Below are 20,727 nucleotides of genomic sequence, written 5' to 3' on the forward strand. Positions count from 1 at the left end.
TTTTCTTTATTATAAAAAATAGTCAAATAAAAAATTTTATTTTTATTGTTAAAAAAAGGAATCGGTATAGCTTTTTGTATAATAGCATATTCATATACTTTATCTTTTTTTACAGATTTTATCGAATTTTGTTTAATATTCTCATCTAAATTATTTATTATTCTAAAGAAAGTAGGATAACTTATCATACTATTGTAGGAACTGAGAGTTTTTTTAGCTTTTTCATATAACTTAGTTACTGGCAGTGCATGATACTCTTTATATAAAGTCTTTAAATGTTCCATTACATCTTCGTTTACCTTTTTAAAAGTATTTTTATCTACTCGAGTTTTTTTTACTAGACCTTTTTCTCCTGAATCTTTATATTGACTTACCCATCTTTTTAAAGTGGCATAAGAGATTTGAGTCTCTTTTTCTATCTCTCTTAATTTTTTCTCCTTCTTAAAAAAGGGTTCAAGTATCTTATATTTTTTGTTTTTTTTATCTGTTTCCATAGATATTTTTACTCCCTTTTAAAATCTTTTGTTAAATTATAACACAAATAATGCGTAAAAAAAAGGCTCATTTATTTTGATAATTTTCTTGACTTTTTTCAAAATAAAATGTATTCTTTTAGTGAATTAAATATTCTTTATTATCAATCTTATGGAGGAGTTTTATGAAAATATTTGCTGAAGTTCAAAAAATCGGTAAAGCTTTGATGACACCGGTTGCGATTTTACCAGCTGCTGGTATATTCCTTGCTGCTGGAAATAAGTTAGGTATACCTTTAATGGAACAAGCTGGAGGAATAATATTTGGTAATTTACCACTTTTATTTGCCGTTGGAGCTGCTATTGGTTTAGTTGGTGGAGACGGTATTGCTGCTCTTGCTGCTATTGTTGCACTTTTAATTATGAATACTACTATGGGAACACTTACAGATGCTGCTAACGGTATTGCTGCTGGAAATCCTGCTTTCGCAGAGGTTTTAGGAATACCTACTCTTCAAACTGGAGTTTTCGGAGGACTTATTGCAGGTATTATCGCTGCTATTTGTTACAAGAAATTCTATAAAACAGAGTTACCAGCTTTCTTAGGTTTCTTTGCAGGAAAAAGATTAGTTCCTATTATGACTGCGGTTCTTGCTTTCTTAGTTGGTTTAGCTATGCCATACATTTGGCAACCTGTTCAAGCAGGACTTGCTCAATTATCTTATTTAGCTAACGAAACAAACACTAATATTTCTACATTATTATTTGGAATTACAGAAAGAGCTTTAATCCCATTTGGATTACACCATATTTTCTATGCTCCTTTCTGGTATCAATTCGGAGAGTATACAAATAATGCTGGACAAATAGTTAACGGAGACCAAGCTATTTGGTTTGCAATGTTAAAAGATGGAGTTCATTCATTCTCATCAGCTACTTACTCTGGAGCTGGTAAATTCTTAACTGGTAAATTCCCATTCATGATGTTTGGATTACCTGCTGCTGCTCTTGCAATGTATCATGAAGCAAGAACTGAAAATAAAAAAATGGCTGCTGGAATTTTATTCTCTGCTGCTCTTACTTCTTTCTTAACAGGAATAACTGAGCCTTTAGAGTTCTCTTTCTTATTCGTTGCTCCTATACTATATGGAATTCACTGTATTTTCGCTGGATTATCATTTATGTTAATGAATATGTTTGGTGTTAGAATTGGTATGACATTCTCTGGTGGAGTTATTGACTACATTATGTTTGGTGTTCTTCCTGGAACTGAAGGGTTTGAAACTAACTGGCCAATGGTTATTGTTGTAGGTTTAGGATTCTCTGTAGTTTACTACTTTGGATTCAGATTCTTTATCAGAAAATTCAACTTAGCTACTCCTGGAAGAGAAGTTGGAGCTGAAGTTGATGATCAACCTAAAGCTGAAGGTAGTGAATTAGCTACTCTAGTTCTTGCTGCTTTAGGAGGAAAAGAAAACGTTATCTCTGTTGATGCTTGTATCACTAGATTAAGACTTGAAGTTAAAGATACTGCTCTTGTAAATGATGCAGAATTAAAAAGACTTGGAGCTTCTGGGGTTTTAAAAGTTGGACAAAATGGAGTTCAAGCTATATTTGGTGCTAAAGCTCAATTTATAGCAAATGACATAAAAGGTTTATAATATTTATTATCAAAAAAAAATGAGTGGAGAGTTAATTCTCTTCACTCATTTTTTTTATATTCATTACCTTACTAAAATAATTATCAATTTCATCTTGAATATTTTCACTATAATTTTCAAGTTGTTTTTTTACAAGATTTTCAATATATCTTATTTCATCTTGAATAGTTGGATAATATAGTGGAGATTCTTTTAAAGGAGTTGAATAAAACTCTAAATTCTTTCCTTTTTTCTTTCCTATATAATTAAACCACGAAAAGAAAATTTTAGAATTTAAATAACCTAAAATATAGTATAAATTAACTTCTTCTGTTTTCGCAGTTAAATAATATATATCTGCACTTCCATAGAACTCTTTTTCTGTATAAGCGAAGTTATTAGTTTTACATCTTTGCCTAACTATAATTTTAGGTTTTAAAAAAATATCTTCATCTCTAGCCCATTGTAACTCCCACCAATTTATCCTATTATTTATAACCTCTCTTCGCATAGATAGTTTACTCTTATAATCCAATAAATAATTTGTAACTACATCATCTAATTTAGACTTGCCATTTAAATACATAATCCAAAATGGTGGTTTTTTTGATATTTCATATTTACCTATATCTCTATTTTTATAAAATGGTTTTAAATATTTTTTGAACTCCTCTTTGTATTCATCAAAAACAAAAACTTTATCAGCTCCACTCACTATTCCCTGATTAATATTTACAAGATCTCCTAAAACAACATTACTTTTCTCTCTAATTTTCTTTATATTTTCTTTCCAAAAAGGGGGAATTAATGCAATTTTACTGTGTTCCTCTGTAAAAATATTTTCTTGTTCAATAGAATACTCGATACCATCATCATTTACAGATATCTCTAAGTTTTCTCTATTTTTCTGCCAATAAAAAATTATATTGTGTTGCCCAATAGCATCTTTAAATATTGAATAACTATAGTTTTCCAATCTAAAGAAACTACCTTCAAACTTCATTTTTTCTCTTATCCCTTCTGCACTATCAGCTTTTAGCCAATAATTGGTAGTTAAATATACTAAAATACCACTATCTTTTAATATATCAATACCTTTATCTATAAAAAAATAGAAATAATCCATTTTTGGTTTATAATATTTTTTCCCAAAATCAGTTTCTTTTATTGTATGAAAAATTTCTTTATGATTTTTTTCTCCTAAATATGGTGGATTTCCTATTACTATATCATATTTTTCTTCTATTTTTTCATATAATGAATCACACTCTTTCAGGTTTAGTTTTCCAAAGACCCCATATTTAAAGAAAAGAGCCTCAGCTCTTTTTTCTAATAGTTTTAATGCATTTAGATCTACATCAAATCCTGTTATCCAATTTTCACTATATTTATATTCTCCAAAAATTTCCTTTGAAATTTTTAACAACTCCTCTAATATTGCTAACAAAAGATTTCCAGAGCCACATGATATATCTATTACTTTTATATTTAGTATATTCTCTTTCAAATTATTTTCTAAATATTTATTCAAAGCTACTTTACTCATGCTACTAGCATATTTTTCTGGTGTGTATATCTTATAATTGTATTCCACTTAATCCCTCCTAAAGAGCTTTAAGTTACCTTCACCCTCTATTAATATAACCCCATCTCTATATAAATCTAAAATTGCTAAAAATATATATACTAAATGAGTTCTATTTTCTGCTCGTCTAAAAAGTTCTAATACAACCTTTTCTGAAGAGTAAAGAATAACTTTTATTCTATCCATTTCCTCTTTTAAAGAATATCTTTTTTCAACCTCAATTTCTAGATACTCCTCATCTTTTGGCAAATATTTTACATAACTATTAAACATATCTTGAAGTTTTAGACTAGTTAAATCAAACTCCTTAGGAATATTTTTAGTTATTTTTCTTCCTTCTTTTCTAGTATAAGAGATGTTGTATTCACATTCAATACTTGATATCACTTGTGCAACTTCTTTAAATACTTTATAATCTTCTAATCTTCTTTTTAGATCCTTTTCTTTTTCCTCTTCCTTTTCAACACTTAGTATAGATACTGCTTTTATCTCTAATAATTCCGATGCAATTTCTAAAAACTCCACCTTTACACTTAAACTATCACTTTGTGCTTTCTCTATAAATTGAAGATATTCATCTATTATCTGAGATATTTTTATTTCAGATATTTTCATTTTCTTCTTTTCTATAAGATGTAGTAAAAGGTCTAAAGGGCCTTCAAAGTTATCTATTTTTAATACAATCTCCATCTGCTTTTACCCTTACCTTTTCTTTCCAATTTAAAACATCATTTTTTATTGTTTCTTTTAATTCATCCATTGAATTAAATTTCTTTTCTTGTCTTAAAAACTCTATTAAAGAAACATATATTCTTTTTCCATATATATCTTTATCAAAATCTAATATATGAACCTCAATACTTCTTTCATCAGGTTTCAATGTTGGATTTTTTCCTATATTAATGACTGCATGCCACCAATTTTGTTCACCTTCTATTTTAACTCTTCCTCCATATATACCAAAAGGAGGATATATCTTATTTAATATTTTTAAATTTGCCGTAGGAAACCCCATTATTCTTCCTAACTTTCTTCCATGAACAACTTCACCAATAATTAAAAATGGTTGTCCTAAGCATCTATTAGCTATATCTAAATTCCCCGTTGCTAACATTTCTCTTATAAATGTTGAACTTATAATCTGCTCTTTAATTTTTACTGGTTCTATTATATTAACGAAAATTTTATGTTGTTTTCCCAATTTTCTTAAATTCTCAACTGTTCCTTTTCCCCCTTTTCCAAAAGAAAAGTTAAATCCTACATATATCTCTTTTGCTTTTAACAACTCTGCTAAAACTCTTTCTACAAATATCTGAGGAGTCATATTAGAAAACTCTTGAGTAAATGGTTGAAGTATTAAATAATCTACCCCTAAAGATTCTATTATATGAATTTTCTCTTCTAAAGAGCTAATTAATTTAGGTGCTTTTACTCTATTTGTCACTTCCATTGGATGATTTAAAAAAGTAAAAACAACTGATTTACCACCGGTTTCTTTTGCTTTTTTTACAGCTTGAGAAATTAATTCCCTGTGTCCCATATGAATTCCATCAAAAGCACCTATAGCTACGTATGTATTTTCAAAGTTTTCTTTAGTTAGCAAAATATCCTCTATTATTTTCATTGTACTCCCCTTATGCTTCCCTTTCTTTTTCTAAAAGTTCATTATGTATTTCTTCTAATCTTCTAAATCTATTTCTAATTCCTGATTTAGATATTCCTATCATCTCTGCTAACTCTTGTAGTGATGCCTCTGGATTTTCTAATCTTAAAAATGCTATTTCCTCTAAAACTGGACTCAATTCATTTAATCCAATTTTATACCCAATATAGTTTATCATTTTCACCTGTTTTCTAGCTGTATCCAAAGTTTTAGTTTCATTGGCAACTTCCCAATTCATCTCTCTAATAGTTTTATTTTTTAAATCTTTTATCATCGTTGTTTCTTCATAGTTATAAAACTCTTTCATCGAACCAATTAAAACTATTATATCCATAATATCCTCTGCATTTCTCATATATACAAGTGGCTTATTTCTTTTTATTGTTTTATAAACTTTTTTTTCAAGTTTCACTAAGAGGTTGTATAATTCATCTGCTAATTCATCACTATCAACAAAAAAATCTAAAGCATACTCTTTTTCTGGTGATTTTATATAACCACACCCTAAAAACATTCCTCTTATAAATCCTTTTTCAACCTCTTCACTCACCTCATCTACTTTAGATGAATATTTTTCTAAATTTTCAATAAATTTTTTTACTCCAGGTTGTGATGGAATACTTATGACATAAGTATTATGTTCTCCAAATTTTTTACTTTTAGAAAATTTTATAAAAATCTTTAAGTTTGTTAACTCTTTTAGCATAAAATAAATTCTCTCTGCTATCTCTTTATTTTCTAATTTCAGCTCTATGCTGTTTTGATTAATAGCGTGTTTTAATAAGAGTATCGCTCTTATCTCGGCGTATTTTTCATCTTCATTCAAGTCGCAACGATGAAGTATTTCATTTTTAACTTTATAAGTATACGACACAATCTCCTCCTACTTTGTTTCAGCCCAATTCTGTCCTATAGAGCTATTTACTTCTAATTTAACTTTAGAGAATTGAATACTTTCTCTCATTATTTTTTCTATTTTTTCTTTATATTCTAAAACCTTTTCTTTTTCCACCTCAAATATCAATTCGTCATGAACTTGAAGTAACATATGTATATCTTTTTTATCTTTTAATAAATCATATAAATTTATCATAACCTTTTTTAAAACTTCAGCAGCTGTTCCTTGAATTACTGTATTTACAGCCATTCTTTCTGCTTGATTTTTTATAACTCTATTTTTTGAGTTGATTCCTTCTATTATTCTTTTTCTCTTAAAATATGTCTCAACATATCCATGTTCTTCAGCATATTCAATTATCTCTTTTTCTAAATGCTTAACTGCTGGGTACTGTTCAAAATATCTTGTTATATAATCTGAAGCTTCTTTTGGTGTTATTTTTAATTCTTGAGATAATCCAAAAGCTGTCTTACCATATATTATACTAAAGTTTACTGTTTTAGCAGCATCTCTTTGCTCTCTTGTCACTAAAGCATCTTCTGATAAGTCAAAGATTTTTCTAGCTGTTAAACTATGTAAATCTAAATTCTCAGAGTACGCTTCTATTAAATTTGTATCCTGTGATATTTCAGCTAAAACTCTTAATTCTATTTGAGAATAATCTATTCCCAATAAAACAGAACCATCCTTAGCTATAAATCCTGCTCTTATTTTCATTCCCTCTTCAGTTCTCACTGGAATATTTTGAAGATTTGGGTCTGATGATGATAATCTTCCTGTTGCTGTACCTGTTTGATTAAAAGTTGTATGTAATCTATTATTTTCATCAACCATTCTTGGAAGAGGATCCACATAAGTTGATTTTAATTTACTTAATTTTCTAAACTCTAAAATAGATTTAGCTATTTCATACCCTTGTTCAGCTAATTTTTCTAAAACCTCACTGTCAGTTGAAAATCCTGTTTTAGTTTTTTTCACTGGGGGAATATTTAAATTAATAAATAAAACCTCACCTAATTGTTTTGGAGAATTGATATTAAATTCCCCTTCTGCTTCTTCATATATTTTTTTTGTTAACTCATCTATTCTGCTCTCTAGCTCTAAGCTATATTTAGAGAAGTATTCTGGTGATATTTTTATCCCTTCAATCTCCATATCAGCTAATACTCTAATCAAAGGCATCTCTGTTTCTTTTAAAACATTGTATAGATTATTATTTTCCAACTCTTTTACAAGCTCTGGATAAGCAACAAGCATTCCCCTTGTTCTTTTTGTAAGAAACCTTCCATAATCTTCAGTAGATATATCCTCTATTTTTGTTTTTCCAAAAACTTCATTATACTTTTCTACATCCTCTTCTATAACATTTCTTAACATTACCTCAATCTCTTCTCTAGTTTGAGATGTTAATAAATGATAAGCTAACATTGTATCAAAATCCATATTTTTTACAAAATATCCATGTCTCAAAAAGTTTTTAAAGCCATATGATATAAATTTATTGTTAGAATTTAAAACTTCTTTAAAAGAATTTTTACTCTCTTCATCTTTTAACGGCAAAAAGTAATCTTTATTTTTTAAAGATACTGCTACGCCTTTTTCTCCCCAATAAATAGCTATTTCACTATCTGAATTTAACTTTTCTTTTATTTTAACTCCTTCTAATACAAAGAATCCTTTTTCTTCAAGTATTTCAGGTGTTCCTTGAAAACTAAATAATCCTAGTTGCATTCCATTTTGTGAAGCTGGTTGAGCTATAACTTGACTTTGTCCATCTTCTAAATTCATTTTTTTTATTAGAGATTTAAATTCTAATGTTTTAAAAAGTTCTAAAAGTTTTTTATCATCTTTTTTATACTCTAACTCATCTGCCTTCACACCTAAGTTCAATAGTTCAATAGTTGCTAACTCACGACTTATAAAAGCTAACTCTCTATCTTCAATTAAATTATTTACTAAAGATTTTCCTATTCCAGGAAGCTCAGTCAAAGAATCTATATTCTCATAAATCCCTTCTAAATTTCCATATTTTTCTAGCATCGGGATAGCTTTTTTAGAACCAATTTTTCTTACACCTGGAATTCCATCACTTGTATCTCCAATTAATCCAAATAAATCTGGAATCATTTTTGGTTTTACTCCAAGCTGTTCAATAACATCCTCTTCAGTTGATAGTATTTTCAGTCCTCCACCATCACCTTTTCCTAAAAGAGCGATATTCACATGTGAATCTAAAATCTGAGATAAATCTTTATCCCCTGTTATTATATAAGATTCAATACCTTTAGCTCCTAACTCTTTAGCCAAGCTTCCTAATACATCATCTGCCTCATATCCATCTATCTTAAATTTTTTTATTCCAAAACAATCTAAAAGTTCCTCTATTCTAGGTATTTGAGCTACTAAATCCTCTGGCGCTGCATCTCTTTGAGCTTTATATTCTTTATATATTTCACTTCTTTTTAAAGTGGCTCTTTTTACATCAAAAGCAGCTCCTATATAATCAGGATTTAATTGATTTATAATACTCATAAGAGTATTAACAAATCCATATACCGCTCCTGTTGGTTCATTTTTAGTTCTAAAATTTAAATTTCCATAAAAAGCTCTATACATTATTGCACTCACATCTAATAAAACTGCTTTTTTCATTTTTTTCCCCTTTCTACAATTTACATTTTTCATAATATTATACCATATTCAATACCTTAGTTAAAAAAATTATTTTATAAATAAATATTATTTTTTTTATTTTTCTGTTATAATCTCTGTGTATAAACTAAAATATAGGAGGTATTTATGAATCTAGTCGTATTAATTGGACGTTTAACTAGAGATCCTGAACTTAAATTTGGTCAAAGCGGAAAAGCATACTCAAGATTTAGTTTAGCAGTTGACAGACCTTTTTCTAAAGGAGAAGCTGACTTTATTAACTGTGTTGCTTTTGGAAAAACAGCTGAACTTATCGGTGAATACTTAAGAAAAGGTAGAAAAGTTGCTGTTAATGGTAGACTTCAAATGAATAGATATGAGGTAAACGGAGAAAAAAGAACAAGTTATGACGTACTTGTTGAAAGCATGGAATTTGTTGAAGGAAGAGGAGAAGCATCTGCACCATCTGATTTTGCTCCAACGCCATCTTATTCAGCACCTAAAGTTGCTGAGCAATCTTCTAATGATGACTTTGGTGGATCATCTTTTGATGAAGATGAGTTTCCATTCTAATAATTAAATAATATTTTAAACTACTAGGGGTGCCCTTTGGCTGAGACTTACTCTTAGAACCTGATCTAGTTAATACTAGCGTAGGGAAGTAGTTAATTATCACTTTTATTTTATAATTGTGTATATAAAGCTATTTTCCTATTTTTTGGAAGATAGCTTTTTTTATTTATATAAATTTTAACAGGAGGTTTTTTATGTTTTCAAAAGAGTTATACAAAAGTGCAAAAGAAATTTGGGATAGCTACTACACCCATCCATTTGTAAGAGGAATCGGTGAGGGTTCTCTAGAAAAAGATAAATTTAAATTCTATATTATCCAAGATTATATCTACCTTCTTGATTATGCAAAACTTTTTGCATTAGGTGTTATAAAAAGTAAAAATGAAAGTGATATGAAAAAATTTGCTGCACTTACAGATGGAATTCTAAATTCTGAAATGGGAATACATAGAGTTTATATGAAAAAATTAGGAATTACTGAACTAGATATTGCATCAGAAAAACCAACTCTTGATAATACTTCATATACTAGTTACATGCTCTCAGTAGCTCACTGTGGTGATATAAAAGAAGTGGCTGTTGCTGCTCTTTCTTGTATGTGGAGTTATGAAATGATTGGTTTGAAGTTAAAAGAACTCTATGGTTCTAGCGATGAATTCTATGGTGAATGGATTGAATGTTACTCTTCTTCTAGATACAAAGAGTTAACTAATTGGAATATTGAGCTAGTCGAAAAATATTGCCAACATATTTCAGCAGAAGAAAAAGAACATTTAAAAACAATTTTTATTAATTGTAGTATTTACGAGTATAAATTTTGGGATATGTCTTATAAGGGGTCTTTTTAACATGAATATGCTTGAAGTAAAAAATTTAACTTTTAAATACGATAATCATAACTTTATTTTAGACAATCTTTCATTTAATATAAAACATAATGAACTAATTAGTATAGTAGGTGGAAGTGGGTGTGGAAAATCAACACTCATAAAAATATTAGCAGGAATTGAAAAAAATTTTAATGGCACTGTTCAGTTAAAAAGTATATCTTATATGCCACAATCAAATACTCTTTTACCATGGAGAACTATTTTAGAAAATATACTTTTACCAATTGAAATAAAAAAAGGAAATAAAAAGATAGAAAAAGAAAAAGCCATCTCTCTCCTAAAACGTTTTGATTTATTAGAATATTCAGATAGTTATCCTAAAGAGCTTTCTGGAGGAATGAAACAGCGTATCTCGCTTATTCGTACATTAATGAGTGGTGGGGACTTGCTTCTCTTAGACGAACCTTTTTCAGCTTTAGATGCTATAACTAGAGAGGATTTACAAAATTGGCTTTTAAATCTAATATCAACACTTAAAAAAAGCATGATTTTTATCACTCATGATATTGATGAAGCAATCTTTCTATCTCATAGAATTTTTGTTTGTTCAAAAAAACCTCTTTCTAAATTTAAAGAGTTTTTAGTTCCTGAAAATATAACTCTTGAAAAAAAAATACATCTGAGAAAAGAGATTCTTTCTATTATTAAAGGAGATAACTTTTATGAAAAAAATTAATTTTTCTATAATCTCTCTTTTTTCATTTTTTATACTATGGGAAGTTCTAGGAAGATATATTAATAAAGGTTATATTCTTCCTACTCCTTTAAATATATTAAAAAAAATCTGGATTCTCAAAGAAGGTCTTTTCTTTATACATTTACCAGCTACACTCAATATTGCAGTGATTTCTTTAATATTAACTATTTTATTAGGTCTATTTTTAGCTATCTCTATGGATTTTAGTCATATAGTATACAGTTGTATCCATCCTTTAATTATAACTAGCCAAACTATTCCTATTACTGCTCTAGCTCCTATTTTTATCTTATGGTTTGGTTACTCCATTTGGAGTAAAGTTGTGGTTGCTGTAATTATATCTTTTTTCCCAGTTACAATAACTATATATAACGGTTTACAAAATGTAGAGAAAGATGAGATTAATTATTTTAAAAGTCTTAAAGCAAGTAAAACACAAATTTTTTTAAAGTTAAAATTACCTAGAGCCCTTCCCAATTTTTTTTCAGCTCTTAAAATGAGTATTCCTCTTGTTTTAATTGGAGCAGCTATTGGAGAATGGTTAGGCGCTACATCTGGTCTTGGATATTTTAGTAAAAGAATGATGTCTCAATTAGATGGTGCTGGCGTTTTTGCACCTATAGTTATTATATCTTTACTTGCTATAACTTTAGTACAAATTATAACTATATTCGAAAATATAATATTACATTGGAGGAGTAAATGAAAAAAATACTTACTGTTTTAATACTTGTTACTTTATTACTAAGTTGCAATTCAAAAAAAGAGGATAATTTAAAAGAAGTTTCTATAATTTTAGATTGGTATCCTAATGCTGTACACTCTTTTCTTTACACAGCTGTTGAAAAAGGATACTTTAAAGATGAAGGAATAAAATTAAACATAATTTACCCCTCTTCACCTAGTGATTCTTTAACTTTGCCTGCTGCAAAAAAAGCTGATATAGGAATCTCTTATTTAAATAGTGTCATTATGGCAAGAGCTAATGAAAACGTTCCTATAAAATCTTTTGGTGCAATACTCCAAAGATCCATTAATACAGTTATATCTTTAAAAGAAAAAAATATAACTTCTCCAAAAGATTTTCAAAATAAAATTGCAGGTACTAGTGGTGGAGTTCTTTCTGAAACGTATTTAAAATCAATGATGATTTCTCAAAATTTAGATCCTAACTCTCTTAAAATTACTGATGTCGGATTTGAACTTCTAACATCTATGATTACAAATCAAGTTGATTTTACAATTGGAAATATGATTAATCATGAAGTTCCTGTCATTAAAGAGAAAGGTATAGATATAAACTATTTTTTAATTGATAACTTTGGAATTCCTCAAGCATACGAACTTATTTTAGTTGCTAATGATGAACTTTTAAACCAAAATAAAGATACTTATACAAAAGTTCTAAAAGCTATGCAAAAAGGATTTGAAGATGTTAAGAACAATCCTAGTGAATCTTTAAATCTTCTTCTTTCAAAACAAGCTGTTGATCAATTTCCACTAAGTGAAACTGTAGAAAAGGAAAGTTTAGAAATTTTACTACCAATAATGGAAACACCTCAAAATAAATTTTTAACTCAAACTAAGAAAGTTTGGGAAAATAACGTTAATTGGTTATACGAAAATGGTATCATTCAAAAAAAACTTCCAGCTGAAAATTTTATATATCAATTTTAAATTTTTTAATATATAATACCCTTTAGAAATAAATTTTTGGAGGGATTATTTTGAAACAAATTCGCTCTCTTTGGAGAGAAAATAGAAGTGAAATTCTATCTATTTTTACTATTGCTTTACCTACTATTGTAGATATGTTTGTGCAAACACTACTTGGATTTTTTGATTTAATTATGGTTGGACGATTAGGTCCAGAAGCTATTGCTTCTGTCGGTTTAGGAACTGCTCCAATTTTAACTGTTATTCCAATATTTTTCGCAATCAGTGTTGGAACTACAGCTATGGTCAGTCGTGCATTTGGAGCTAAAAATTATAATGAAGCTAAAGAGGGGATGAGTCAAAGTTTAATCTTAGGAGTTCCTGCAGCTTTCATCGTTACTTTTATCTTTATTATTTTCGGTAAAAATATCCTTGGAATTATTAGTAAAAACCAACCTATAACAGACGCTTTAAGTTATTTAAAAGTTGTTTCTTTAGGAATTCCTTTTTTGTGCTTTAACATTATTTTTTCATATGGATTTAGATCTATTAACAAAGCTAAAATTCCAATGATTAATAATACAATTAGTATTTTTTCAAATATATTACTTAATTATATCTTTATCTTTGTTTTAAATCTTGGAGTTTTTGGTGCTGGAGTAGCTACAACAATATCTAGAGGAATAGTTACTTTAATATTTTCATTCTTAATAATATATAAAAAAAATTATTGTATTGCATTAAGTAAAAAAGATTTTAAAATAAATAAAGAGATTTGTAGACGGCTTTTAAAAGTTGGATTACCCTCTGCTGGAGAACAAGGAATATTTAGAATTGGAATGCTTATTTTTGAAGCCATGGTTATAAACTTAGGAACACTTCAATATGCAGCACATAAAATAGCTTTAACTGCAGAGTCTTTCTCTTTCAATTTAGGACTTGGATTCTCTGTTGCTGGTACTGCTCTTGTTGGACAGCACTTAGGAGCAAAACAGTATCAAGAAGCGAAAAAAGCTGGCTATTTAAACATGTTTTTAGCTATGGGAGTTATGACTGCATTTGGATTTATTTTTATGATTTTTCCAAAATTTGTAATTTCAATGTTTACAAAGGAACAATCTATAGTTCCCATGGCTAGTTCTGCTCTTAGAATTGTATCTATCGCTCAGCCTATTTTAGCAGTTTCAATGGTTTTAAGTGGTGCTTTAAGAGGAGCTGGAGATACTAAATCTGTTCTTTGGATTACATCTATTGGTATGTTTTTAGTTAGAATTCCACTTACATATCTATTCTTATATGTATTTAACTTTGGTTTAAATGGTGCTTGGATGGTAATGATTGTAGATTTAACATATCGTGGGTTAGCGTGTTTGTATAGATTTAGACAAGGAAAATGGAGGTATATTGAAGTATAATTATGATAATACAAATTTTTGGAAAAAAGAACTGTAACGAAACTAAAAAAGTTCAAAGATTTTTTAAAGAAAGAGGAATTAAAACTCAATTTATTGATTTACTTGAAAAAGCTCCCTCAAAAAAAGAGTTTGAAAACTTCTTAAAATACTATGATTTAAATGACTTTTTAGATATTGAAGGAAAAGAGTATAAAAAAAGAAACCTAGAATATATGGTTTATGATACAATGGATTTGCTTCTAGAGAGTCCTATTCTTTTTAAAACTCCTATTATTAGATCAGATAAAGGTGTTATTTTAGGATATAATCCCGAAAAATTAAAAAATATATAATAAAAAATCCTCATTAAAGAAATTATCTTCGATGAGGATTTTTTATTACTCATATTTAATTAAGGCTTTTCTATACTTCTCTTTAAACCACTCTCTTAAATCTTGTGGTTCTAATATTTCAACCTCATCTAAAAAAAAACTAAAATATCTTTTTGCTTTTTCATGTGAACATTCTAATATATACTCATCTTTATCAATTTTTATAACTTGTGGTCTATTTGTTTCTATTTCATTAAATATCTTTTTTCCACCTGTTGTTAATTTAATCTTAATATATTGTCCAAAAGATATAAAAGGATCAAAATTATCTTTCATTTTATCTATAAACTCTTTATCTCTTAGCTTAAAAGATGTATTTTTTATATAAATTGATTTTATATATTTAATCTTATAGTTTTTCCACTTTCCTTCTCTCAAATTATAACAAAATAGATAATTCATAACCTCTAGCTTAGAACTTTCAATCAAATATGGTTCAACTTCAATATTTTTTTCATCTCGAAAAACTATCTTGATTGTTCTTTTCTCTTTTATTGAATAATTTATTCTTTCAACTATCTCTTTAAATAAAAAACATTCTCTCTTTTTCTTTCCTAAACTAGCATATTCAATTAAAATTTCTCTAAAGAACTCTGATTCATTTTGAATATTATTTTCCTCTAAAAAATTATAATATCCTTCTAAGTTTTTTTTATTTAAATTAAATTGAATAACTGAAGTTTCTCCTTTATAAGGATAAATAAATTTTTTCTCTTGGTTTTCCTTTATTTTTTCTGCATATATATAATTTAATAACGTATTTTTTTTTATAAAAAATTCCTCAATATCATTTTCTAAAATCTCAACTATTTTTCTAGGTAAAGTCACTCTTATTTTTTTTTCCATATTTCACTCCAATGAAATCGTTATCTAGTGGCTATTATATCATGAAAATAACTATTTTTTTATAAATTTATTTATGATATAGTTATAATATAAATATTCTAGGAGGTTTTACTTTGGATATCGTATATGAAATAAAACAAAGGTATAACAGTTTTTCCCAAAAAGAAAAAGATATCGCTAATTATATACTCAAACATAAAGATAATATTGAAAATATATCAATTACTAACCTTTCAAAAGCAACAGGAGCATCTACTTCTACAATAACTAGATTTTCTAAAAAAATTAATTGTGATAGTTTTGTTCAAATGAAAATTAAGTTAAATACAACTTTTAATAACCCTCTTCCTAAAGAAAATGATCTTTTCTCAGCTGTTCATAATTATTATACAGAGGTAATCGAAAAAACAAACCAATTAATCAATAAAAAACTTATTTTAAAAGTTGTTGAAGAGATAAAAAAAGCTAAAAGAATTTACATATATGGGGTAGGAAGCTCTGGACTTACTGCACATGAATTTATGCAAAGACTTTTAAGAATGGGATTTAACGTTTCTAGTATCACTGATTCTCATATGATGATTATAAATAGTGCTATTGTTTCAGCTGATGATCTTGTTATTGGAATTTCTATTTCTGGCGAAACAAAAGAGATTGTGGATTCTTTAAGAGTTTCTCAAAAAAATGGTGCCCATACAATTGGAGTTACAAGTTTTCCTAATAGTTCCATTAAAAAATTTTCCAACGATTTAATTTTGATTTGTGCTTCAGATTTTATTCATAAAAGAGATTTTATTAACACTCAATTCTCAACTATGTATCTTTTTGACCTAATCTCTACAATTCTTTTATCTAACAAGGATTTAAGAAAAAAAATGCAATTAACAATTGAAGCAATTTTAAAATAAACAGCTTAAAAGCTGTTTTTTTGTTGTAATTTTAATATTTATGTGATATATTCATACTATAATTAATGAAAATTATTTTCATATATGCATATTTATATGAAAATATTTTATGCAACAGGAGGTTACTATGTTTAAAAATTTACAAAAAATTGGTAAATCATTCATGCTTCCAATAGCTATTTTACCAGCTGCTGGATTGCTTTTAGGAATTGGAGGAGCTCTTTCAAACGCAAACACTGTCAATGCTTATCCTTTCTTAAATATACCAATTCTACAAGGTATTTTACAAGTTATGTCTGCTTCTGGAGAAGTTATTTTTGCTAATCTAGCTCTTATTATGTGTATTGGACTTGCTATTGGATTAGCTAAAAAAGATAAAGGAACAGCTGGTTTAGCTGGTGCTGTAGCTTTTTTAGTTATGAATGCTTCTATTAAAGGATTAATTACAGCATTTAAACCTGAAGTAGGTTCTATCGACACAGGTGTTGTTGGAGCTATTGTTATAGGTTCTTTAGTAGCTTACCTACATAATAAATATAGCAATATTAAACTACCTGCTGTTCTTGGTTTCTTTGGTGGATCAAGATTTGTTCCTATTGTTTCTTCTTTTGCAGCAATTGGAATCGGTATAATATTTTTCTTAACATGGCCAACATTCCAAGGATGGCTAACATCTGCTGGAAAATCGATTGCTAGTTTAGGAATTTTTGGAACTTTCCTTTATGGTTTTCTTTTAAGACTAAGTGGAGCTGTTGGATTACATCACATGATTTATCCTTTATTCTGGTATACTGAGCTTGGTGGAACTGCTCAAGTTGCTGGAAAAACTATTGTTGGAGCTCAGAATATTTTCTTTGCTCAATTAGCTGATCCTAATCATACTGGTCTATTTACTGAGGGAACTAGATTTTTTGCTGGACGTTTTGCTACTATGATGTTTGGTCTTCCAGCTGCTTGTTTAGCTATGTACCATTGCACACCTCTAAATAAAAGAAAACTTGTTGGTGGATTATTTTTAGGTGCTGCAATTACATCTTTTATCACAGGAATTACAGAACCTATCGAATTTATGTTTTTATTTGTTGCTCCTTGGTTGTATGGAGTTCATGCATTCTTTGATGGTTTATCTTTTCTTGTAGCTGATTTATTAAATATATCTATTGGAAATACATTCTCTGGAGGTTTAATAGACTTTACTCTTTTTGGTGTTCTACAAGGAAATGAAGCGACTAATTGGATGTATGTTTTAATAATTGGAGCGATTTGGTTTGCTCTATATTATTTTTCTTTTGTATTCTTAATTAAGCGTTTCAACATTGCAACTCCTGGTAGAGAGGGAGATGATGAAGAGATTAAAATAGTAACTAAAGATTCTCTTTTTGAAACATCTAAAGAAGTTTTAGCTGCTCTTGGTGGAAAAGAAAATATTGATGATGTTGATGCTTGTATAACAAGACTTAGAGTATCTGTTAAAGATGTATCTAAAGTTGACAAAGCTAAATTAAAAAGTCTTGGTGCAACTGGGGTTTTAGAAGTACAAGGTGGAATTCAAGCTATTTTTGGAGCTATGGCTGATCCTATTAAACAAAAAATAAATGAGATTATAGAAAATAACAACTAGGAGGATTTTATGAAAAGAGGTCTTATTGTATCATGTCAAGCACTAGAAAACGAACCTTTACACAGTTCATTTATAATGGGCAGAATGGCTGTTGCTGCTCAAATAGGAGGAGCTGTTGGAATTAGAGCCAATGGAGTAGAAGATATTCTTGAAATAAAAAAAGTAGTTGATTTACCAATCATTGGTATCATAAAAAAAGATTATGAGAATATGGTTTCTTATATTACTCCCACTGAAAAAGAGTTAGAAGCACTTATTGCTACTAATATTGATGTCATTGCTCTTGATGCTACTATAAATGCTGATTTAAACCTTTTAAAGTCTTTAAAAGTTAAATATCCTAACCAAAAATTTATGGCTGATATCTCTACTACTGAAGAGGGAGTTCGTGCAGAAAAATTAGGTTTTGATTATATTGGAACAACTTTAGTTGGATACACTGAACAGTCTAAAGACTTAAATAACTTTGATGTTCTTAAAGAGTTAATATCAAAATGTAAAACTCCTATAATTGCTGAGGGAAATTTTGACACTCCAGAGAAATCAAAATTAGCAATGGAATTAGGATCTTATGCTGTTGTTGTTGGTGGTGCTATCACTAGACCTCAACTTATTACTAAAAAATTTGCTGATGAAGTAAATAAAGTTAAGTTTTAATAAAAAAAGATAGAGTTTATTCTCTATCTTTTTTATTTACAAAATTAATAAATCTATCTATTGCTTCATTTAAAATTTCTTCATCTTTTACTAAAGAAATTCTTATATAATTATCCATTCCAAAGGCTATTCCAGGAACAACTGCAACTCTTTCCTCTTCTAAAAGACTCTTAGCAAAATCTAAAGAGTTTAATTTTGTAATTCCATCTAAGGATACAAAAATATAGATTGCTCCTTTTGGTTTTATAACAGATATTTGTTTTTCTTTTAACTTTTTATATACACTTTCAGCTCTTTTCTTATAAATTTCAACTTGTGAAGATATATCTTTACACTCTTTTAAAGCTATTAGTGCTCCTTTTTGAGAAATTATACTCGCTGATGTTACTGCATATTGATGTACCTTTACCAAATACTCTCTCATTTTTTTACTTGCTATTATATATCCTATTCTCCAACCAGTTAAAGAATGTGATTTTGAAAAACCATTAATTAAAATAACATTTTCTCTATATCCATCTTGTAAAAAGCTATTATGTTCACCTTCAAATATAATTTCACTATAAACCTCATCGCTTATTATATACAAATGATTCTCTTTAACAAATTTTAATATCTCATCTCTATTTTTTCTAGATATAGTTATACCTGATGGGTTTGATGGATAATTTAAAATAATAGCTTTCGTCTGAGGAGTCACATATTTTTTTAAAACATCAACAGTCAATTCAAAATTGTCACTTGACGTATCCATTTTTATTAACTTAGCTCCAGCTAATGTTATTAATGGCTCATACCCTGGATAAACAGGTAAAGGAGTTAGAACCTCATCTCCTGGCATAATTATAGTCTTTATTGCTGTTGATAATCCTTCTGTACTGCCGACAGTTATAATTATTTCATCTGGTTCTATATTTAAATTATATTTTTCTTTATAGTATCTTCCAATCTCTTCTCTTAACTCAATCATACCACCTAACTGTGGATAACCTAATTTAGCATCTTTCATATACCCAATAGTTTCATCTATTATTATTTTAGGTTGTGGTAAATCTGGTTCTCCTATTGTTAGATTAATCAGAGGCTTTTCACCCCCTTCATATTCTCTACAAGCTTCTGCTATCTTTCTTATAACAGATATCTCAATTTTATCTAAATTTGGATTTACTTTTAGCATATTTTCTCCTCTAGTTATTTTTTCATTAAAATTTCTGCAATTTGCACTGCATTTGTTGCTGCTCCTTTTCTAATATTATCAGCTACAACCCATAAATTTAATCCTTTTTCTATGCTAAAATCTTTTCTTAAACGCCCCACATAAACTTCATCCGTTCCATTAGCTTCAGTAGCTAATGGGTATCTATTATTTTTCACATCATCTTCAAGCACAATGCCTTTTGTTTCTCTAAATTTTGCTTTTAGTTCTTCTAAGTTCGCTTCTCTTTCTAACTCAACATTTATCGATATAGAATGTCCATTTAAAACTGGTACTCTAACACATGTTGCAGTTATTGGAAGATTTTTTTTATTTAAAATTTTACGAGTTTCATTTATCATTTTTTCTTCCTCTTTAGTATATCCATTCTCTAAAAAAGAATCTATATGTGGTAAACAATTATTAACTATTGGATGAGGATATGTTTTTGGTTCTTCTCCTTTTAATCCTCTTTGTAAATCCTCTATTCCTTTTATTCCACTTCCCGATACAGCTTGGTATGTTGAATATACAACTCTTTTTATACCATATAGCTCATCTATTACTTTTAATGGAACAACTGATTGAATCGTTGAACAATTTGGGTTAGCTATTATACCATTATTTTTAAATATATCCTCTGGATTTACTTCTGGCACTACTAGTGGAACATTTTCGTCCATTCTCCAAGCACTACTATTGTCAACTACTATTACACCTTTTTCACTTGCAACCGGAGCAAATTTCTTACTAATATCTCCTCCAGCTGAAAATAGTGCTATATCTATCTCTCTATCAAAACTATTTTCTGTAAGCTCCTCTATCACTAAAGTTTTCCCTTTAAAAATAACCTCTTTTCCAGCTGAACGAGCCGAAGCAAAAAGATATAAATTTTTTATTGGCAAATCTCTCTCCTCTAAAACTTTTAAAAAAGTTCCACCTACCAATCCGCTTGCTCCTACTATTGCTATATTATACATTTTAGTC

Annotated in this window: 20 protein-coding genes and 1 riboswitch; of the genes, 11 read left to right on the plus strand and 9 right to left on the minus strand. The window is 28.5% G+C overall.

Features of this window, described 5'->3' with window-relative positions:
* The coding region (locus HMPREF0202_RS04950) for a helix-turn-helix domain-containing protein (RefSeq protein WP_023052153.1) at positions 1-494 on the minus strand (494 nt) is incomplete at its 3' end.
* Positions 495-658: 164 nt separating this feature from the next.
* Between HMPREF0202_RS04950 and ptsG the strand changes: the two genes are divergently transcribed.
* On the plus strand, positions 659-2,134 hold the full coding sequence (ptsG, locus tag HMPREF0202_RS04955) for a glucose-specific PTS transporter subunit IIBC (RefSeq protein WP_023052154.1): 1,476 nt from the start codon (positions 659-661) through the stop codon (positions 2,132-2,134).
* A gap of 31 nt (positions 2,135-2,165) precedes the next feature.
* Here the strand turns inward: ptsG and HMPREF0202_RS04960 are convergent, their stop codons facing one another.
* The 5 genes from HMPREF0202_RS04960 to polA are packed head-to-tail and all read right to left on the minus strand — an operon-like array spanning position 2,166 to position 8,911.
* Positions 2,166-3,707, minus strand: a complete 1,542-nt coding sequence (locus tag HMPREF0202_RS04960; protein ID WP_023052155.1) for an Eco57I restriction-modification methylase domain-containing protein — start codon at positions 3,705-3,707, stop codon at positions 2,166-2,168.
* Entirely contained in the window at positions 3,708-4,388 is a 681-nt protein-coding gene (locus HMPREF0202_RS04965) for a segregation and condensation protein A (protein WP_023052156.1), read from the minus strand.
* The gene (locus HMPREF0202_RS04970) at positions 4,363-5,322 is read right to left on the minus strand and encodes a bifunctional riboflavin kinase/FAD synthetase (protein WP_023052157.1); all 960 of its coding nucleotides are present in this window, start codon (positions 5,320-5,322) and stop codon (positions 4,363-4,365) included. The genes HMPREF0202_RS04965 and HMPREF0202_RS04970 overlap by 26 nt, the downstream gene beginning before the upstream one ends.
* Positions 5,323-5,332: 10 nt before the next feature.
* Positions 5,333-6,235: a DNA-binding protein WhiA gene (whiA, locus tag HMPREF0202_RS04975; protein WP_023052158.1), complete on the minus strand. Its 903-nt coding sequence runs from the start codon at positions 6,233-6,235 to the stop codon at positions 5,333-5,335.
* A 9-nt stretch (positions 6,236-6,244) separates the two neighbouring features.
* On the minus strand, positions 6,245-8,911 hold the full coding sequence (gene polA, locus HMPREF0202_RS04980; RefSeq protein ID WP_040406444.1) for a DNA polymerase I: 2,667 nt from the start codon (positions 8,909-8,911) through the stop codon (positions 6,245-6,247).
* Positions 8,912-9,058: 147 nt separating this feature from the next.
* Between polA and HMPREF0202_RS04985 the strand changes: the two genes are divergently transcribed.
* The 7 genes from HMPREF0202_RS04985 (at position 9,059) to HMPREF0202_RS05015 (ending at position 14,474) form a co-directional block, all read left to right on the plus strand.
* The gene (locus tag HMPREF0202_RS04985; protein WP_023052160.1) at positions 9,059-9,484 is read left to right on the plus strand and encodes a single-stranded DNA-binding protein; all 426 of its coding nucleotides are present in this window, start codon (positions 9,059-9,061) and stop codon (positions 9,482-9,484) included.
* 15 nt (positions 9,485-9,499) lie between these two features.
* Positions 9,500-9,588, plus strand: a riboswitch (TPP riboswitch).
* A 90-nt stretch (positions 9,589-9,678) separates the two neighbouring features.
* Positions 9,679-10,332: a thiaminase II gene (tenA, locus tag HMPREF0202_RS04990; RefSeq protein ID WP_023052161.1), complete on the plus strand. Its 654-nt coding sequence runs from the start codon at positions 9,679-9,681 to the stop codon at positions 10,330-10,332.
* 1 nt (position 10,333) lies between these two features.
* Positions 10,334-11,050, plus strand: a complete 717-nt coding sequence (locus HMPREF0202_RS04995) for an ABC transporter ATP-binding protein (protein WP_023052162.1) — start codon at positions 10,334-10,336, stop codon at positions 11,048-11,050.
* Positions 11,037-11,777: an ABC transporter permease gene (locus HMPREF0202_RS05000; RefSeq protein ID WP_023052163.1), complete on the plus strand. Its 741-nt coding sequence runs from the start codon at positions 11,037-11,039 to the stop codon at positions 11,775-11,777. The genes HMPREF0202_RS04995 and HMPREF0202_RS05000 overlap by 14 nt, the downstream gene beginning before the upstream one ends.
* Positions 11,774-12,748, plus strand: a complete 975-nt coding sequence (locus tag HMPREF0202_RS05005) for an ABC transporter substrate-binding protein (RefSeq protein WP_023052164.1) — start codon at positions 11,774-11,776, stop codon at positions 12,746-12,748. Before HMPREF0202_RS05000 ends, HMPREF0202_RS05005 begins: the two co-directional genes overlap by 4 nt.
* 50 nt (positions 12,749-12,798) lie before the next feature.
* Entirely contained in the window at positions 12,799-14,142 is a 1,344-nt protein-coding gene (locus HMPREF0202_RS05010) for an MATE family efflux transporter (protein ID WP_023052165.1), read from the plus strand.
* A 2-nt stretch (positions 14,143-14,144) separates the two neighbouring features.
* Complete coding sequence (locus HMPREF0202_RS05015) at positions 14,145-14,474, plus strand: arsenate reductase family protein (RefSeq protein WP_023052166.1); 330 nt, start codon at positions 14,145-14,147, stop codon at positions 14,472-14,474.
* Positions 14,475-14,519: 45 nt separating this feature from the next.
* Here HMPREF0202_RS05015 and HMPREF0202_RS05020 read toward each other — a convergent pair whose 3' ends face one another.
* The gene (locus HMPREF0202_RS05020) at positions 14,520-15,359 is read right to left on the minus strand and encodes a WYL domain-containing protein (protein ID WP_023052167.1); all 840 of its coding nucleotides are present in this window, start codon (positions 15,357-15,359) and stop codon (positions 14,520-14,522) included.
* Positions 15,360-15,472: 113 nt separating this feature from the next.
* On the opposite strand from HMPREF0202_RS05020, the gene HMPREF0202_RS05025 reads away from it, so the two are divergent.
* The 3 genes from HMPREF0202_RS05025 (at position 15,473) to HMPREF0202_RS05035 (ending at position 18,545) form a co-directional block, all read left to right on the plus strand.
* A complete protein-coding gene (locus HMPREF0202_RS05025) occupies positions 15,473-16,267 on the plus strand; it encodes a MurR/RpiR family transcriptional regulator (protein WP_023052168.1) in 795 nt (264 codons plus the stop codon).
* Positions 16,268-16,394: 127 nt separating this feature from the next.
* Positions 16,395-17,888 carry a PTS transporter subunit EIIC gene (locus tag HMPREF0202_RS05030; RefSeq protein ID WP_040406447.1) on the plus strand — a complete coding sequence of 498 codons (1,494 nt, stop codon included), beginning with the start codon at positions 16,395-16,397 and terminating at the stop codon, positions 17,886-17,888.
* Positions 17,889-17,897: 9 nt separating this feature from the next.
* Complete coding sequence (locus HMPREF0202_RS05035) at positions 17,898-18,545, plus strand: N-acetylmannosamine-6-phosphate 2-epimerase (RefSeq protein ID WP_023052170.1); 648 nt, start codon at positions 17,898-17,900, stop codon at positions 18,543-18,545.
* Positions 18,546-18,561: 16 nt separating this feature from the next.
* Here HMPREF0202_RS05035 and HMPREF0202_RS05040 read toward each other — a convergent pair whose 3' ends face one another.
* Both HMPREF0202_RS05040 and HMPREF0202_RS05045 read right to left on the minus strand, forming a co-directional pair.
* Complete coding sequence (locus tag HMPREF0202_RS05040; RefSeq protein WP_023052171.1) at positions 18,562-19,722, minus strand: pyridoxal phosphate-dependent aminotransferase; 1,161 nt, start codon at positions 19,720-19,722, stop codon at positions 18,562-18,564.
* Between the two features lie 14 nt (positions 19,723-19,736).
* Complete coding sequence (locus HMPREF0202_RS05045; RefSeq protein WP_023052172.1) at positions 19,737-20,720, minus strand: aspartate-semialdehyde dehydrogenase; 984 nt, start codon at positions 20,718-20,720, stop codon at positions 19,737-19,739.
* Positions 20,721-20,727 lie beyond the last annotated feature (7 nt).

It is taken from the genome of Cetobacterium somerae ATCC BAA-474, from assembly GCF_000479045.1.
GTDB lineage: Bacteria > Fusobacteriota > Fusobacteriia > Fusobacteriales > Fusobacteriaceae > Cetobacterium_A > Cetobacterium_A somerae.

Bases quoted from the DNA above. Each gene is read 5' to 3' on its own strand.
- tenA (WP_023052161.1), top strand. From the start codon at position 9,679: ATGTTTTCAAAAGAGTTATACAAAAGTGCAAAAGAAATTTGGGATAGC.
- HMPREF0202_RS04970 (WP_023052157.1), bottom strand. From the start codon at position 5,322: ATGAAAATAATAGAGGATATTTTGCTAACTAAAGAAAACTTTGAAAAT.
- HMPREF0202_RS05030 (WP_040406447.1), top strand. From the start codon at position 16,395: ATGTTTAAAAATTTACAAAAAATTGGTAAATCATTCATGCTTCCAATA.
- HMPREF0202_RS04985 (WP_023052160.1), top strand. From the start codon at position 9,059: ATGAATCTAGTCGTATTAATTGGACGTTTAACTAGAGATCCTGAACTT.
- HMPREF0202_RS05000 (WP_023052163.1), top strand. From the start codon at position 11,037: ATGAAAAAAATTAATTTTTCTATAATCTCTCTTTTTTCATTTTTTATA.
- HMPREF0202_RS05020 (WP_023052167.1), bottom strand. From the start codon at position 15,359: ATGGAAAAAAAAATAAGAGTGACTTTACCTAGAAAAATAGTTGAGATT.
- HMPREF0202_RS05005 (WP_023052164.1), top strand. From the start codon at position 11,774: ATGAAAAAAATACTTACTGTTTTAATACTTGTTACTTTATTACTAAGT.
- HMPREF0202_RS04965 (WP_023052156.1), bottom strand. From the start codon at position 4,388: ATGGAGATTGTATTAAAAATAGATAACTTTGAAGGCCCTTTAGACCTT.
- HMPREF0202_RS05035 (WP_023052170.1), top strand. From the start codon at position 17,898: ATGAAAAGAGGTCTTATTGTATCATGTCAAGCACTAGAAAACGAACCT.
- polA (WP_040406444.1), bottom strand. From the start codon at position 8,911: ATGAAAAAAGCAGTTTTATTAGATGTGAGTGCAATAATGTATAGAGCT.
- HMPREF0202_RS05040 (WP_023052171.1), bottom strand. From the start codon at position 19,722: ATGCTAAAAGTAAATCCAAATTTAGATAAAATTGAGATATCTGTTATA.
- ptsG (WP_023052154.1), top strand. From the start codon at position 659: ATGAAAATATTTGCTGAAGTTCAAAAAATCGGTAAAGCTTTGATGACA.
- HMPREF0202_RS05045 (WP_023052172.1), bottom strand. From the start codon at position 20,720: ATGTATAATATAGCAATAGTAGGAGCAAGCGGATTGGTAGGTGGAACT.
- HMPREF0202_RS04995 (WP_023052162.1), top strand. From the start codon at position 10,334: ATGAATATGCTTGAAGTAAAAAATTTAACTTTTAAATACGATAATCAT.
- HMPREF0202_RS05015 (WP_023052166.1), top strand. From the start codon at position 14,145: ATGATAATACAAATTTTTGGAAAAAAGAACTGTAACGAAACTAAAAAA.